Annotated in this window: 11 protein-coding genes; 3 read left to right on the plus strand and 8 right to left on the minus strand. The window is 73.1% G+C overall.

The genetic code is table 11. From position 1 onward, the window contains the following. Positions 1–246: 246 nt before the first annotated feature. The 3 genes from AMK29_RS29960 to AMK29_RS29970 form a co-directional block, all read right to left on the minus strand. Entirely contained in the window at positions 247–2,169 is a 1,923-nt protein-coding gene (locus AMK29_RS29960) for an acyl-CoA dehydrogenase family protein (RefSeq protein ID WP_073818933.1), read from the minus strand. Between the two features lie 127 nt (positions 2,170–2,296). Continuing rightward, positions 2,297–3,742, minus strand: a complete 1,446-nt coding sequence (locus AMK29_RS29965) for an aldehyde dehydrogenase family protein (protein WP_073818935.1) — start codon at positions 3,740–3,742, stop codon at positions 2,297–2,299. 163 nt (positions 3,743–3,905) lie between these two features. After that, positions 3,906–4,880 (minus strand): EamA family transporter, encoded by a 975-nt coding sequence (locus tag AMK29_RS29970; protein ID WP_241845757.1) that lies wholly within the window; start codon positions 4,878–4,880, stop codon positions 3,906–3,908. A 225-nt stretch (positions 4,881–5,105) separates the two neighbouring features. Between AMK29_RS29970 and AMK29_RS29975 the strand changes: the two genes are divergently transcribed. Beyond that, positions 5,106–5,300, plus strand: a complete 195-nt coding sequence (locus tag AMK29_RS29975) for a hypothetical protein (RefSeq protein ID WP_073818937.1) — start codon at positions 5,106–5,108, stop codon at positions 5,298–5,300. Positions 5,301–5,324: 24 nt separating this feature from the next. Here AMK29_RS29975 and AMK29_RS29980 read toward each other — a convergent pair whose 3' ends face one another. Together AMK29_RS29980 and AMK29_RS29985 are read right to left on the minus strand one after the other, a co-directional pair. Continuing rightward, positions 5,325–6,878 (minus strand): PucR family transcriptional regulator, encoded by a 1,554-nt coding sequence (locus AMK29_RS29980; RefSeq protein ID WP_073818939.1) that lies wholly within the window; start codon positions 6,876–6,878, stop codon positions 5,325–5,327. Positions 6,879–7,035: 157 nt separating this feature from the next. Beyond that, entirely contained in the window at positions 7,036–9,249 is a 2,214-nt protein-coding gene (locus tag AMK29_RS29985) for an ATP-binding protein (protein WP_073818942.1), read from the minus strand. A gap of 255 nt (positions 9,250–9,504) precedes the next feature. Here AMK29_RS29985 and gabT point away from each other — a divergent pair, with 255 nt between their 5' ends. Both gabT and AMK29_RS29995 read left to right on the plus strand, forming a co-directional pair. Then, a complete protein-coding gene (gene gabT, locus AMK29_RS29990; protein ID WP_073818944.1) occupies positions 9,505–10,839 on the plus strand; it encodes a 4-aminobutyrate--2-oxoglutarate transaminase in 1,335 nt (444 codons plus the stop codon). Between the two features lie 122 nt (positions 10,840–10,961). Then, the gene (locus AMK29_RS29995; RefSeq protein WP_073818946.1) at positions 10,962–11,711 is read left to right on the plus strand and encodes a phosphatase PAP2 family protein; all 750 of its coding nucleotides are present in this window, start codon (positions 10,962–10,964) and stop codon (positions 11,709–11,711) included. Here the strand turns inward: AMK29_RS29995 and AMK29_RS30000 are convergent. From AMK29_RS30000 to AMK29_RS30010, 3 genes are all read right to left on the minus strand, one after another. Continuing rightward, positions 11,662–13,464 carry a chitinase gene (locus tag AMK29_RS30000; RefSeq protein ID WP_073818948.1) on the minus strand — a complete coding sequence of 601 codons (1,803 nt, stop codon included), beginning with the start codon at positions 13,462–13,464 and terminating at the stop codon, positions 11,662–11,664. The genes AMK29_RS29995 and AMK29_RS30000 overlap by 50 nt on opposite strands. Before the next feature lie 98 nt (positions 13,465–13,562). Further along, on the minus strand, positions 13,563–14,042 hold the full coding sequence (locus AMK29_RS30005) for a hypothetical protein (protein WP_073818950.1): 480 nt from the start codon (positions 14,040–14,042) through the stop codon (positions 13,563–13,565). Between the two features lie 127 nt (positions 14,043–14,169). Then, positions 14,170–15,588, minus strand: a complete 1,419-nt coding sequence (locus tag AMK29_RS30010; RefSeq protein ID WP_073818952.1) for an NAD(P)/FAD-dependent oxidoreductase — start codon at positions 15,586–15,588, stop codon at positions 14,170–14,172. Positions 15,589–15,613: the final 25 nt, after the last annotated feature.

The raw sequence follows: 15,613 nt of genomic DNA on the forward strand, positions 1-15,613 counted from the left end.
CCGCTCACGGGGTGCGGGTTCAGGCGCGGAAGCCTAGGCCCGGCATGGGGCGCCGTTCCGTTGTGCCCACCCGTTCCGCCCTGGGGGTCCCCCCGGACGGAGTCTGGGGGAGGAACGAATGCCCACAACGGGGGGTGGCGGGCGGGAGGCTCCGGCCGGCGCCGTGCCACGGGGCGGGTGGGTCGCCCCGGGGCCGGCGCCGTTCGATGGCTCGGGCACGCCCGTGTCCGTGGCGGGTGGCCGCCGTCAGGGGAGTTTTCTGTGGACGTTCTCGGAGGTCGCGGGGCCAGGGGTCGCGTCCGCGATCCAGGGGCCGTCCCCGCTCGGGTCGACGATCCCCGCCTCCAGCCAGGTGTAGCGGCCGGCGAGGACGCCGTCCACGACCCGTCGGTCGAGGTCGTCCGTGTTGGACCACAGGCGCCCGAACAGCTCCTCGATCCGCAGCCTCGCCTGGTGGCAGAACACGTCCGCGAGCTGCTGCGCCTCGCGGCCGTGGTCGCCGGTGGTGCGCAGGAGCTCGGCCCGTACACAGGCGGCGCTCATCGCGAAGAGTTCGGCGCCGATGTCGACGATCCGGCCGAGGAAGGCCTGCTTGAGCTCCATCCGGCCCTGCCAGCGGGACATCGCGTAGAAGGTGGAGCGGGCGAGCTTGCGGGAGGTCCGCTCCACGTACCGGAGGTGGCCCGCGAGCCGGCCGAACTCCGCGTACGACCCCGGCCGCTGGCCAGGTCCGGTGACGAGCCCGGGCAGCCAGCGGGCGTAGAAGCCGCCGGCCCGCGCCCCGGCCTTCGCCTTGTCGGCGAGCGACTTCCCGGGGTCGATGAGGTCCCCGGCGACGGACAGATGGGCGTCGACGGCCTCGCGGGCGATCAGCAGGTGCATGATCTCGGTCGAGCCTTCGAAGATCCGGTTGATCCGCAGGTCGCGCAGGAGTTGCTCGGCGGGGACGGCGCGTTCCCCCCGGGCGGCGAGCGAGTCGGCGGTCTCGTAGCCGCGGCCGCCTCGGATCTGGACGAGTTCGTCGGCGATGAGCCAGGCCATCTCGGAGCCGTACAGCTTGGCGAGGGCGGCCTCGATGCGGATGTCGTTGCGGTCCTCGTCGGCCATCTGCGAGGCGAGGTCGACGACCGCCTCCAGGGCGAAGGTGGTGGCCGCGATGAAGGAGATCTTGGTGCCGACGGCCTCGTGCCGGGCGACCGGCCCGCCCCACTGCTCCCGGACGCCCGCCCATTCGCGGGCGATCCGCAGGCACCACTTGCCGGCGCCCGCGCAGGCGGCGGGGAGCGAGAGACGGCCGGTGTTGAGGGTGGTGAGGGCGATCTTGAGGCCGGCGCCCTCGGGGCCGATGCGGTTCTCGGCGGGCACGCGCACGCGGTGGAAGCGGGTGACGCCGTTCTCCAGGCCGCGCAGGCCCATGAAGGCGTTGCGGTGCTCGACGGTGATGCCGGGCGAGTCGGCCTCGACGACGAAGGCGGTGATGCCGCCGGGGTGGCCATCGGACCTGGGCACCCGGGCCATGACGACGAGCAGGTCGGCGACGACGCCGTTGGTGGTCCAGAGCTTGACCCCGTCGAGGACGTAGGCGTCCCCGTCGGGCACGGCGGTGGTGGCGAGCCGTGCCGGGTCGGAGCCGACGTCGGGCTCGGTGAGCAGGAAGGCGGAGAGGTCGGTACGGGCCAGCCGGGGCAGGAAGGCGTCCTTCTGCTCCTGCGTGCCGAAAAGCTTCAGCGGCTGCGGTACGCCGATCGACTGATGCGCGGAGAGCAGGGCGCCGACGGCGGGGCTGGCGGAGCCGACGAGGGCGAGGGCGCGGTTGTAGTACAGCTGGGTGAGGCCGAGGCCGCCGTACTTCCGGTCGATCTTCATCCCGAGCGCGCCCAGCTCCTTGAGCCCGGTGATCGTCTCGTCGGGGATGCGGGCCTCGCGTTCGATGCGGGCGCCGTCGATCCGGGTCTCGCAGAAGGCGCGGAGGTTCGCGAGGAAGGCCTCGCCGCGCCTGGCGTCCTCGTGGTCGGGAAGCGGGTGCGGATGGATGAGATCCAGCCGGAACCGGCCGAGGAAGAGCTCCTTGGCGAAGCTGGGTTTGTGCCAGTCACGCTCACGTGCGGCTTCGGCGGTCTGCCGGGCCTCGTGGGCGGTGACCTTGGGCCGCTGCGTGGGCGCGGACATGGACACCTCCTGGGTCTCTTTGTCCGTCGTACCCGATTTCCGCCGGTCCGGAAAGACGAGAAGGCGGCCTGAGCCCCCGCACAGTGGGCTCAGGCCGCCTGGTCTCGTGGACCCGTGGGCGTACGGGTTACAGCGCGAGGCCCGTCAGGACGAGGACGCGCTCGTAGGTGTAGTCGTCCATCGCGTACCGGACGCCCTCGCGGCCCACGCCGGAACGCTTGGCGCCGCCGTAGGGCATCTGGTCGGCGCGGTACGAGGGGACGTCGCCGATGATCACGCCGCCGACCTCCAGGGCGCGGTGCGCGCGGAAGGCGGCCTGCAGGTCGTGGGTGAAGACGCCGGCCTGGAGGCCGAAGTCCGAGTCGTTGACCGCGGCGAAGGCCTCGGCCTCGCCGTCGACCACGGCGATGGTGAGCACCGGGCCGAAGACCTCGGCGCGGGCCAGGGTGACGTCCGCGGGGAGGTCGGTGAGCACGGTCGGGGCGTAGGTCGCGCCCTCGCGCTTGCCGCCGGCGAGCAGCTTCGCGCCGGCCGCGACGGCCTCGTCGACCCAGGCCTCGACGCGCTGGGCGGCGGCCTCGTCGACGAGCGGGCCGACGTCGGTGGCGGCGTCGGACGGGTCACCGGTGACCTGGGCCTCGACCGCGGCGACGATCTTCGGCAGCAGACGGTCGTGGACGGAGGAGTCCACGATCACGCGCTGGACGGAGATGCAGGACTGGCCGCCCTGGTAGTTGGAGAAGGTGGCGATGCGGGACGCCGCCCAGTCCAGGTCCTCCTCGGAGGACCAGTCGGGCAGGACGACGGCCGCGGCGTTGCCGCCGAGCTCCAGGGTGCAGTGCTTGTGCGGCACCGACTGCTGGATGGCGTAGCCGACCTTGTCGGAGCCGGTGAACGAGATGACCGGGAGGCGCTCGTCCTGGACGAGGGCGGGCATCCGGTCGTTCGGCACGGTGAGGATCGACCAGGAGCCGGCCGGCAGGTCGGTCTCGGCCAGGATCTCGCCCAGGATCAGGGAGGAGATCGGGGTCGACGGGGCCGGCTTGAGGATGATCGGGGCGCCGACGGCGAGGGCCGGGGCGACCTTGTGGGCGCTGAGGTTCAGCGGGAAGTTGAACGGCGCGATGCCGAGGACGACGCCCTTGGGGATGCGGCGGGTCAGGGCGAGGCGGCCCGCGCCGCCGGCCTCGGTGTCCAGGCGCTGGGCCTCGCCGGCGTTCCAGCGGCGGGCCTCCTCGGCGGCGAAACGGAAGACGGAGACGGCACGGCCGACCTCACCGCGGGCCCACTTGACGGGCTTGCCGTTCTCGGCGGAGATCAGCAGGGCGATCTCCTCGGTGCGCTCGGCGAGCCGCTTCGACACGTGGTCGAGGGCGGCGGCGCGGACGTGCGCCGGGGTCGCGGCGAACTCGTCGACGACGGCGTGCGCGGCGGCGACGGCCTGCTCGACCTGGGCCTCGGTGGGCACGCTGACCTTGCCGACCAGACGTCCGTCGTACGAGTTCGTGACGTCGAAGGTGGCCTCGCCGGTGGCCTCGCGGCCGGCGAGCCAGAAGGCGTGGGTGGTCGTCATCGCGTACCGGCCCTTTCCGTTTTCGGGGGTGATGCGAGGGGGTGCTCTCGCGCTCTCGTGACACGTTAGGGCGAAGCGGGCCGGCGGGGGCTTGTCCGGTGTGGAGTGGTGGCCGCCGACTCCTGTCCGCTTTGGCCGAAGCAGACAGGAAGGGGGTACGGGCTCAGCCGCGCCGCTCCGTGCTGACGATCAGACAGACGCCGCCGACGACGATCGCGCCGCCGAGGACGATGGGCCACGACAGGGCCTCGTTCAGGACCAGGGCGCCGAGGGCGACCGCGACGACGGGGTTGACGTACGCGTACGTGGCGACGAGCGAGAGCGGCGCGGCCTGCAGGAGCCACGCGTACGCGGTGAAGGCGATCAGGGAGCCGAAGACGATCAGATAGGCGAGGGCGGCCCAGGAGCGGGTGGAGACGTCTCCGAGGTCCAGGCCGTGCTGCTCGCCCCGGACGAGGCCGACGGTGAGGCCGCCGAGACCGCCCGCGATCATCTCGTACGCGCTGGCGGTGAAGGGGTTGGCGGGCATCGGGAGGCGGGCCGAGGAGAACGAGCCGAGGGACCACAGGAACGTGGCCACGACGACGAGGACCACTCCTGTGGCCTTCACGTCGCCGCTGAGGCCCGGCAGGGTGAGCACGGCGAGCCCCGCGAGGCCCAGGAGCACCCCGGCGAGCCCGCCGGCGTTCGGCCGCAGGCCCGTGGTGGCCTTGAGGATCACGACCCAGGCCGGGACGACGGAGATGAGCAGCGCGGCGAGACCGGACGGGACGGAGGTCTCGGCGAGGACGACGAGGCCGTTGCCGCCGAGGATCAGGAGCAGGCCGACGAGCACCGCCGAGCCGAGCTGCCGGCGGGTGACCTTGAGGGCGGCGGGGCCCTGGCGCCAGGCGATGATCCCCACGAGGAGCAGGCCGGCGGTGACGAAACGGGTGCCGGCGGAGAGGAAGGGCGGCATCGTCTCGACGACGATCCGGATGCCGAGGTAGGTGGAGCCCCACACGACGTACACGATGCCGAGCGCGGCCCATACGGCGCCGGTGATCCGCCGCCGGGCGGGGGCGGCGGGGACGGCGGTACGGGGCGTGGACACGGCCTGGTGTGCTGCGGGGGCCGGGTCGACGGCGGGGCTTGTCATGAGCAGGAGCGTAAGGAGTGTCCGGCCCTTTGACCAAGAGAATTGCCCGCGATCGGGCAGGCCAGGGCGGGAACGCGGGGGCGTCGGAGGACGTCTAGGGCACTGACAGGATGGTCCGACCGACAGACCGCCCGTCCGGCTGACCGACCGGCCGACCGTCCGACCGACTGACCGACCGACCCGTCCGCAGACGAGACGGCTTCGGTGCTCCGCTAGGGGAAACACATGATCCTGCTCGCCTTGACCGGCGTCCTGGTCCTCACCGTCGGAGGGTGCGTCTGCGTGGTGTGGGCCGCGCGGGGCGGCCCCCGCTGGGTCCGCGCCGTCGCCGCCGTGACCCTTACGGCCGGGCAGGTGGTGCGGAGCAACCGGCGTCGGAGCATGCGCTCCGGCGACGGCGGCGGGGACGCCGACGGCTGACGGGCCCGCCGACGGGCGGGGTCCCTACTCCGTGTCCTCCCCCGTCGCCTTCAGGGCCAGCCACAGCTCCATCCGTACGTCCGGGTCGTCCAGGGAGCGGCCGAGGATCTCCTCCACCCGCCGCATGCGGTAGCGCAGGGTGTGCCGGTGGACGCCCAGGTCCGCCGCCGCGGCGTCCCACTGGCCGTGCCGGGACAGCCAGGCCCTGAGGGAGGCGACCAGGTCGCCCCGGCCCTTCGCGTCGTGGTCCCGGAGCGCGCGGAGCATCCCGTCGGCGAAGGCGCGGACGGCGTCGTCGGCGAGGAGCGGCAGGACCGAGCCCGCCGCGAGGTCCTCGTGTTCGACGAGCGCCTTCCCCCGGCGTCGGGCGACCGAGAGCGCCTGCTCGGCCTGCTTGTACGCCGAGGCGGCCACGATCGGTCCCGCGGGGGCCGACAGCCCGATGGCCACACCGGCCTCGTCGGCGTCCCGCTCCGCGTACGTCTCGCAGGCGGCCACGACCGCGCCTCCGTCACCGGCGAGGACGACGAGTCGCTGTTCGCTCTCGGGGACGGCGAGCACCGCCTCGCCGGCGCGGGCCGCGGCAGCCTCCAGGGCCTCGGCGAGCAGCGGCAGCGGGGGCTCGCCCGCCGGTTCCGCCCCGGCGGGTTCCGCGACGACGATCCGGAAGGGTGCGTCGAGCAGCCCGCCGTACACGTCCCCGGCCACCGCGCGCGCGTGGTCCGGCTGGCCCGCGAGCATCATCCGCAGGACGGCGGCGCCGAGCCGCTGTTCGGCGGCCTGCAGCGAGCGGGAACGTTCCGTCGTGAGGGTGAGCAGGGCGATCGCGGAGTGCACCGCGTACCGCTCGGCCGTCCCCAGCGGCGCGCCCGTGCCCACCGCGAGGGCGCCGCGCACCCGGCGTCCGGTGCCGAGGGACTGGAGCTCGACGCGGTCGTCCGTGCCGCCGACCACGGCGCTGGCGGGCGCCGGCCGGTCGCGCAGCCGTTCCACGTCGGGGGTGAGCCGGGCGGCCCGGCGCGCCGCCCAGTCGGGCGAGGCGGCGACGACCGTGCCGGAGGTGTCGTAGAGCGCGGCCCAGCCGTCGACATGGGCGGCGAGCCGGGCGACGACGGCCTCGGGGCCCTCGGCGAGCGCGGCTCTCGTCAGCTCGCGCTGGGCCTCGAAACCGGCCGTGACGGCGCGGTACTGGTCGGCGGAGATGGCGGCCGAGACCGCCTTGCTGATGGCGAGGAACGGCGTCCGGCGGGGAACCTCCAGGAGGGGCAGGTGCTCCTCGCGGGCCGCGTCGAGCAGCGCCGGCGGGATCTGTTCGTAGTTGACGCCGACGGCGAAGCCGAGCCCGACGACCCCCGCGCCGAGCAGCCGCCGCACGTAGCGGCGCATGGCCTCCAGGTCCTCCGCGTCGAGCGTGAGCGCGGTGGTGAGGAGGAGTTCACCGCCCTCCATGTACGGGACCGGGTCGGTGAGCTCGCTGACGTGCGCCCAGCGGACGGGGGTGTCGAGGCGGTCCTCACCGGCACGGACGACGAGCTTCAGGGAGGAGTGCTGGACGAGCGAGGCGAGGGTGGGCGGCATGGGGAGACCGTCGGACCTTTGAGCGAGGGGGCGCCGCTCAGCCGAGCGGCGCCCCCGATTGTGCCAGGGCCCCGGGACGCCCGCTCCGGCTCGACCGCCACCCGGCCGCGCGGAGCGGCCCGTTCCGGGCGGGGCCCCGCCCGGCCCCGGCGCTCCCTCAGTTCCTCAGGTCCACGAGGAGCGGCGGCGCGTACTCGCCCCGCACATGGGTGACGGACAGCACGGCGTGCCCGGCGGGGACGGCGTGCGCGAGGTCGGAGGCCGACCAGCGCTGGCGCTCCACCTCCCGTACGGTCACGGCCTCGGCGGTCGCGGCCTTGCCGGTCACCAGGCGTCGCATGAAGTGCAGGGCCTTGGTGAGGGGCTCGTCGGAGATGATCTGCCGGTTGGTGACGTCCCGGGTCTGCACCCATTCGGTGCCCCAGGTCTCGGCGAACCGTCCGCCGTCCCAGGGCGCGATCCCGGCGAACGCCATCCGGCAGCCGACGGCCCCGAGCAGCGGACCGCGCAGCGGCTCGGGCACGTCCTCCAGGCTGCGCAGGGTCAGGACGACGCCGGCGTTGACGGAGCGCAGCCGCTGGACGGCCCGCACCGAGTCGCCGGTCACGGTGTAGGTGGCGTCGTCGAGGACCAGGCAGGCGAAGAGGGAGCGGTCGCGGCGGCCGAGGGCGGCCTCGGTGAACTGGGCGAGGAGCAGTCGGGAGACGATCCGGGAGGCTTCGGCGTGGCCGCGTTCGGGGAGGTCGACGCGGACGCGGAGCGGGTGCTCGACGGCGCGGAGGGAGAACTGCGGCCGCTCCCGGTCGGGGGAGTCGCCACGACGGCCGGCGCCGGCGTGCTTGTCCGCGCCGGCTCGCCGGTCCGTCCCGCCGGTCGCGCCCTCGTCCGTGCCGCCCGCCGTGCGGAAGTCCGTGCCGCCCGCCGTGCGGAAGAACGGGGCGAAGGCGGGGCGGTCGAGGAAGGCGATGCGTTCGGCCAGGAGGTCGCCGACGTCGTCACCGCGCTCGGCCTGGCGCTGCCGGGCGGTCAGCTCACGCAGCTGGGCGGGGTCGTCCGCGACGGCGGCGCGCAGCGCGGCGAGCGCCTCGGGTGTCCCGCCGAGCAGCTCACGCAGCTCGGGCACTCCGGGGAAGCACCCGTGGGCCGCGCGGAACGGTCCGATCAGCTGGGCGAGCGCGGTGGCCGCCCTCCTGCTGTCGGTCACCAGGTCACCGACGAGCGCCTCGGCGAGGATCCGGGCGGCTTCGTCGGGGTCGTCGGCTCCGCCGTACAGGTCGAGGTCGTGGGTGGATTCGGGCCGTCCGACGGAGACGACCACGTCGAAGGCCTCGTCGGGGCCGACGGCGGTGCCGTGGGAGGTGACGGCCACGACGGCGGCGCGGTTGGCGAGGGCCTGGAGGCAGAGCGACTCGACGACGGGCCGCACGAGCCGCACGGTCTTCCCCGATCCGGCGGGTCCGACGGCGAGCAGGGAGGTCCCGAGGAGACCCGGCTCCAGGGCGACGCCGGTGGTGCGGCGGGCGTAGGGGTTGCGGGGGTGGTCGGCGGCGGTGCCGATGAGGACCTGGTCGGTGGCGAGGTCGTGGGTGGCGGTGCGGACGGGCAGGTCGCGCAGGCCCGAGGGGTGGCCGCAGGCGGCGGCGCCCCGGGTCCGTACGGCCTCGGTGAAGGCGTGGAGCCGCTCCGGCCGGCTCCGTACCCCTTGCCAGGCGCGGCGGATCCGGGCGTAGTCCACGTCGCCGAGGACCCCACCCCTGGTGGCCTCGGCGAGCCGGGCGGCCGCCTCGGTCAGCCCGGCGTCGCGAAGCTCGGGCCACTCGGCGGGGTCGGCGGCCGGGGGCGGCGGCGGGGGCGGGGTGTCCTTCTTCCGGGTGTAGCGGCGCCAGATGTCCGGGACGTGCCCGACGCGGGCGAAGAAGACGAGGAAGCCGCCTCCGACGAGGGCGTAGTAGGTGTAGCTGGCGGCGGCCCAGGCGTCGGCGTCGGTGCGCCAGCTGTCCGGGGTGAGGACGAGCAGGGGCCAGAGCCAGTAGCGGCCGAGGTAGCCGTTCCAGAGGAGGGACCAGAGGAGCCAGCCGCTGAGCAGCGAGATGAGGGCTCCGGCGAACAGCCGGCGGGCGGGCACGTCGTCCGGCTCCTCCTGGGGGCGGGGCCGGTGCCCGAGCCGCCAGATGCCCGGATCGGCGGCGGGCCGGGGGATGCGGAGCCATTCGGCGACCCCGACGCGCGTCGGCGCGTGTGCGGGCGGCGGGGGGACGAGGGGCCCCTCCGGGCGGGGGCGGGGCGGTGTGGGCGGCACGGGTGGACCCGCCGGGCGCGGGACCGCGCTCCCCCGCGTGTCGCGTGACTCGTACGTGCCGTCGGTCTCCATGAACCCCTGCCCCCTGACCAGCCAGGTCGCCGTCTCTGTGCCACCGTCAATCTAGTGGCCCCCGGACGCCCCGGAGGGGTTTCGACCACCCGTGTGGTCCGACGCCCCCGGGGAGCGGAAGCGGGGCCGCCCTGTCCATCACGGACAACGACACGACCCCATCACTCCCGATCGGCGCATGCCTCCGCCCCTCCCCCGCGCCTAGCCTGCGGAGGAAACCCGCAAGTGCGTCCAGAACACCCCCAGGAGCCCCGCATGAACGCTGTCCCGCAGGAGCGGCGCGTCGTCACCGCCATCCCCGGTCCGAAGTCGCAGGAGCTTCAGGCCCGCCGTCTCGACACGGTCGCCGGTGGCGTCGGCTCCACGCTCCCCGTCTTCACCAAGCGGGCCGGTGGCGGCATCATCGAGGACGTCGACGGCAACCGTCTGATCGACTTCGGTTCCGGCATCGCCGTGACCTCGGTCGGCGCCTCCGCCGAGGCCGTGGTGCGCCGCGCCTCCGCGCAGCTCCAGGACTTCACCCACACCTGTTTCATGGTGACGCCGTACGAGGGTTACGTGGAGGTCTGCGAGGCGCTCGCCGAGCTGACCCCGGGCGACCACGCCAAGAAGTCCGCGCTGTTCAACTCGGGCGCCGAGGCCGTCGAGAACGCGGTCAAGATCGCCCGCTCGTACACCAAGCGCCAGGCCGTCGTCGTCTTCGACCACGGCTACCACGGCCGTACGAACCTCACGATGGCGCTGACCTCGAAGAACATGCCCTACAAGCAGGGCTTCGGTCCGTTCGCGCCCGAGGTCTACCGCGTGCCGGTGGCCTACGGCTACCGCTGGCCCACCGGCCCGGAGAACTGCGGCCCCGAGGCCGCCGCCCAGGCGATCGACAACATCACGAAGCAGATCGGCGCCGAGAACGTCGCCGCGATCATCATCGAGCCGGTCCTCGGCGAGGGCGGCTTCATCGAGCCGGCCAAGGGCTTCCTGCCGGCGCTCGTGAAGTTCGCCAACGACAACGGCATCGTCTTCGTGGCCGACGAGATCCAGTCCGGCTTCTGCCGTACCGGTCAGTGGTTCGCGTGCGAGGACGAGGGCATCGTCCCGGACCTCATCACCACCGCCAAGGGCATCGCGGGCGGTCTGCCGCTCGCCGCCGTGACCGGCCGCGCCGAGATCATGGACTCCGTCCACGGCGGCGGCCTCGGCGGCACCTACGGCGGCAACCCGGTGGCCTGCGCCGGTGCGCTCGGCTCCATCGAGACGATGAAGGAGCTCGACCTCAACGGCAAGGCGAAGCGCATCGAGGAGGTCATGAAGGCGCGTCTGTCGGCGATGGCCGAGAAGTTCGACGCCATCGGTGAGATCCGCGGCCGTGGCGCCATGATCGCCATCGAGCTCGTCAAGGACCGCGCCACCAAGGAGCCGAACCCGGAGGCCGCGGGCGCCCTCGCGAAGGCCTGCCACGCCGAGGGCGTGCTGGTCCTGACCTGTGGCACCTACGGCAACGTGCTGCGCTTCCTGCCGCCGCTGGTCATCGGCGAGGACCTGCTGAACGAGGGCCTCGACGTCATCGAGAACGCGTTCGCCCAGATCTGAGTCCGGTTCCGAGTCTGGTCCGGACCGGATCTGACGCTCCGTGTGAAGACTCTGTGGGGGGCCGATGGCGGGATGGGTTTCCCGCTGTCGGTCCCTTCTTCTCTGACGTACGGTTTCTGCAGATGAGAGAAACACCCCGGGCGGAGCCTCCCCAGCCCCGCCCACACCGTGCCGTCGCGCACACCCCTGGGGCCTCGTGCTCCGGAACTCCTCACCGATCGGATGGCCGCCCGCCCCATACCCCCCGGGGCGTGCGGCAGCCCGATCTCCTCGGCCGCTCTGGAACCACCCCCCCTGTTCCAGGGCGGCCGGCTCTCTTCTGGGCGCTCGTCACCCTCGCCGTCGTGACCTGGCAGGTGCTCGTCCACGGCCCCTTGGCCAGGCTCGACGAGCGGGTGTCCCGGGCCCTGGTGGACACGGTCCCCCGGCCCCTCTCCGAACTCGGCGCCGATCTCGGCAACATGACCGTGGCCCTGCCCGTCCTCGTCTGCGCGACGGGGTACGCGCTGTGGCGCGGCCGCCGGGCCGCCGCCCTCGCCGCGGGCCTCGCGATGGCGGCGGTCCCGCTCCTGGTGATCCCGCTGAAGGAGTGGACGGCCCGGCCCGGTCCCCTGGAGCCCTGGGCGCAGGGCTACTACCCCTCGGGTCACACGGCCACGGCCGCGGTCGCCTACTTCGGCGCGGCCTTCCTCGTCTCGAACCGGCTGATCCCCGTCGCCGCCGTGCTGACGGCGGTGACGGGGACCGGGCTCGTTCTGCGGGGCTACCACTGGCCGCTGGACGTGCTGGCCAGCCTGTGTCTCTCGCTGCTGATCCTGGCGGTCAGCTCCAGTTGTACGCGTCGAAGTTCTTCGAGAACTCCCACTGGTTGAAGCGGTCCCAGTTGATCGACCAGGTCATCAGGCCGCGCAGGGCGGGCCAGGTGCCGTGGGTCTGGTAGGTGCCGCAGTCGGTCTTCCTGGTGAGGCAGTTCAGGGCCTTGTTCACCTCGGCCGGCGTCGTGTGGCCGTTGCCCGCCTGGGTGGAGGCGGGGAGGCCGATGGCGACCTGGTCGGCGCGGAGGGCCGGGAAGAAGCGGTCCGTGTTGCCGGCGACGGGGAAGCCGGTGAGGAGCATGTCGGTCATGGCGATGTGGAAGTCGGCGCCGCCCATGGAGTGGTACTGGTTGTCGAGGCCCATGATGGAGCCCGAGTTGTAGTCCTGGACGTGCAGCAGGGTCAGGTCGTCGCGCAGGGCGTGGATGACCGGGAGGTAGGCGCCGGCGCGGGGGTCCTGGCCGCCCCAGGGGCCCGAGCCGTAGTACTGGTATCCGAGCTGGACGAAGAAGGTCTCCGGGGCCATCGTCAGGACGAAGCCGGAGCCGTACCTGGCCTTGAGGGTCCTGACGGCCTGGATCAGGTTGACGATGACCGGGCTCGTCGGGTTCCGGAAGTCGGTGTCGCCGGTCTGGAGCGACAGCGAGTGGCCCTCGAAGTCGATGTCGAGGCCGTCGAGGCCGTACTCGTCGATGATCTTCGAGACGGAGGAGACGAAGGTGTCGCGGGCGGCGGTGGTGGAGAGCTGCACCTGGCCGTTCTGGCCGCCGATGGAGATGAGGACCTTCTTGCCGGCTGCCTGCTTGGCCTTGATGGCCGCCTTGAAGTCGGCGACCGACTCGACGTTCGGGCACTCCGTGGCCGGGCACAGGCTGAAGCGGATGTCGCCCGAGGTCACCGAGGTCGGTTCGCCGAAGGCGAGGTTGATGACGTCCCAGGAGGCGGGGACGTCGGCCATCCGGGTGTAGCCGGAGCCGTTGGCGAAGCTGGCGTGGAGGTAGCCGACGAGGGCGTGCGCGGGCAGGCCGGGGTTGCCCGGGTTGCCGCCGCTGGTCGTCGTCGCGGTCACGGCGGCCGACTTCGGTGATTCCCCGGCGCTGTTCGCGGCGCTGACCTGGAAGGTGTACGCGGTGGAGGCGGTGAGTCCGGTGACGGTGGCCGAGGTGCCGCTGACCGTCTGGACCCGGGTGGTGCCCCGGTAGACGTGGTACGAGGTGGCGCCGGACACCGGGGACCAGGTCAGCGGCACGGTGGTGGACGTCGGGGAGCCCGCCGCGAGGCCGGTGGGGGCGGCCGGGAGCTGCACCGGGTCGCCGCCGGGGCCGTACAGGGAGAGGTCGTCGGCCTGGTAGGCGGGCGTGCCGTACCAGCCGTGGGTGTAGATCGTGACCGAGGTGGTCGAGGCGCCCGTGGTGAAGGTGGTCGCGAGCCGCTGCCAGTCGGGGGCGGAGCCCGTCCAGGTGGAGACGTCGGTGGTACCGGTACCGGAGGCGCCGAGGTAGACGTAGCTGCCGCGCACCCAGCCGCTGAGCGTGTACGTGGAGCCGGGCTTGACGGTGACGGTCTGGGAGCAGCGGGCGTTGTCGCTGCCCGCGGGGGTCGCCCGGAGCGCCTTCGTGCCGCTGCGGACGGGCGAGGAGACGGCCGCGCCGCTGCCCGCCGTGCAGGTCCAGCCGTCGAGGCCGGCCTCGAAGCCGCCGTTGCGGGCGAGTTCGGTGTCGGCGGCCTGGGCCGCGGGGGTGAGCGCGGCGAGTCCGCCGACGGCGAGGGCCCCCGCGAGGAGCAGGGTGAGAGGTCTGGCGCGGTCCACAACTGCCTCCGGGTGTGGGGGAATCGAGGTGCGAGCGCGCCACAGCATGGTCCAGACCAATCAAGTGGTCAAGACCTCTGCCCCGAGATCACCTCCGCTCATTCCGGCCCGGGGCCCCTCTCCTCCCGGGCCAACTGCCCCGCCGCCTCGTGCATCGCCAGTTCGAGGAGGGCCGCGTCGGTGAGGGTGCCCGCGCCGTCCGGTGTCACCAGCCAGCGCACCGCGCCCGTCGCCCGCCCCGGATACGGGACGACGATCCAGGTTCCGGCGCCCGCGCCCCGCACGCCGCTGCCGAGCCAGCGGGTGGCGGTGCCCGGCGGGACGAAGAAGCCCATCCGGGCGTCACCGAAGTCGGCGAGGACCGGGCCCGGCCGGTCCACCAGGCGCGTCAGCACGTCCAGCGTGGGATAGCCGAGCTCCGCCGGCAGGATCAGGACGTCCCAGCGCCTGCCGGCGGGCAGCAGCGCGACCCCGTGCGGGTTGCGCTCCCACTCCCACCGGCAGGCGTCGGGATCGGGGGCGACCGAGACCAGCCACTCCACCGCACTCCTGGCGCCCGAGGCCCCCGTACCAGTCATCTCGACGATCTCCCTCCGTCAGGACACGATGTCCGTACGGAGAGAGCGGTTCGAGGGGCTTCTCTTACGCGGATTCAGCTACTCATCAGTTGTGATGTGGATCACGCCGGCGTGGATCGACCAGCGCTCAGCTGTCGAAGCCGAGGCCCACCCGGTCCATGGCCTTGAGCCACAGGTTGCGCCGGCCGCCGTGCTCGTCGGCCCGGGCGAGCGACCACTTGGTGATGCCGATGCCGGCCCACGCGATCGGCTCCGGCGGGAACGGCAGCGGCTTGGAGCGGACCATCCGCAGCTCCGTGCGCTCGGTGCGCTCCCCCGCGAGCAGGTCGAGCATCACGTCCCCGCCGAAGCGGGTGGCGCCGACGCCCAGACCGGTGAACCCGGCCGCGTACGCCACCTTGCCCTGGTACGCCGTACCGAAGAAGGCGGAGAAGCGGGAGCAGGTGTCGATGGCGCCGCCCCAGGCGTGGCTGAAGCGCAGCCCCTCCAGCTGCGGGAAGCAGCGGAAGAAGTGCTCGGCGAGCTTGAGGTACGTCTCCGGGCGGTGGTCCATCTCGGCGTTGAGCCTGCCGCCGAAGGGGTAGATCGCGTCGTAGCCGCCCCAGAGGATCCGGTGGTCGGCGGTGATCCGGAAGTAGTGGAACTGGTTGGCGGAGTCGCCGAGTCCCTGCCGGTTCTTCCAGCCGACGGAGGCGAGCTGCTCGGCGCTGAGCGGCTCGGTCATCAGGGCGTAGTCGTAGACCGGCACGGTGTACGCGCGGACGCGCTTGACCAGCGACGGGAAGACGTTGGTGCCGAGCGCGACCCGACGGGCGAGGATCCTGCCGTACGGGGTGCGGACACCCATGCCGGCGCCGACGGAGACCAGGTCGAGGCCCGGGGTGTTCTCGAAGATCCGTACGCCCAGGTCGAGACAGGCCCGCTTGAGGCCCCAGGCCAGCTTGGCCGGGTTCAGCATCGCCACACCCCGGCGGTCCCAGATCCCGCCGAGGAAGGTCGGCGAGTCCACCTCGGCGCGGACGGCGTCCGCGTCGAGGAGCTCGATGCCGTCGGCGAGACCGAGCCGGTCGATCTCCGCGTACACCTCGGCCAGTTCCTCGACCTGGTACGGCTCGGTGGCGACGTCGATCTCGCCGGTGCGCTCGAAGTCGCAGTCCAGGGAGTAGCGGGCGACCGCCTCCTCGATGGCGTCGAGGTTGCGCTCGCCGAGCTCCTCCAGTTTCGGCAGCTCGGCCGGCCAGCGGGCGAGCCCGTTGCCGAAGCCGTGCGTGAGGGAGGCGGCGCAGAAGCCTCCGTTGCGGCCCGAGGCGGCCCAGCCCACCTCGCGGCCTTCGATCAGGACGACGTCCCGGGCGGGGTCGCGCTCCTTGGCGAGGAGCGCGGTCCACAGTCCGCTGTAGCCGCCGCCGACGACGAGGAGATCGCACTTCTCGGTGCCGGTGAGGGCGGGCAGGGCGCCGGGCTTGCCGGGATCTTCCAGCCAGAAGGGGACGGGCTGGGCGTCGGAGAGAGATCGTGCAGCGAGACGCATGGCGACTGGGGCCATGGTTTCCAACTCCTTCGGTGCCTGG

Origin of the sequence: Streptomyces sp. CB02261 (assembly GCF_001905665.1) — a bacterium.
GTDB lineage: Bacteria > Actinomycetota > Actinomycetes > Streptomycetales > Streptomycetaceae > Streptomyces.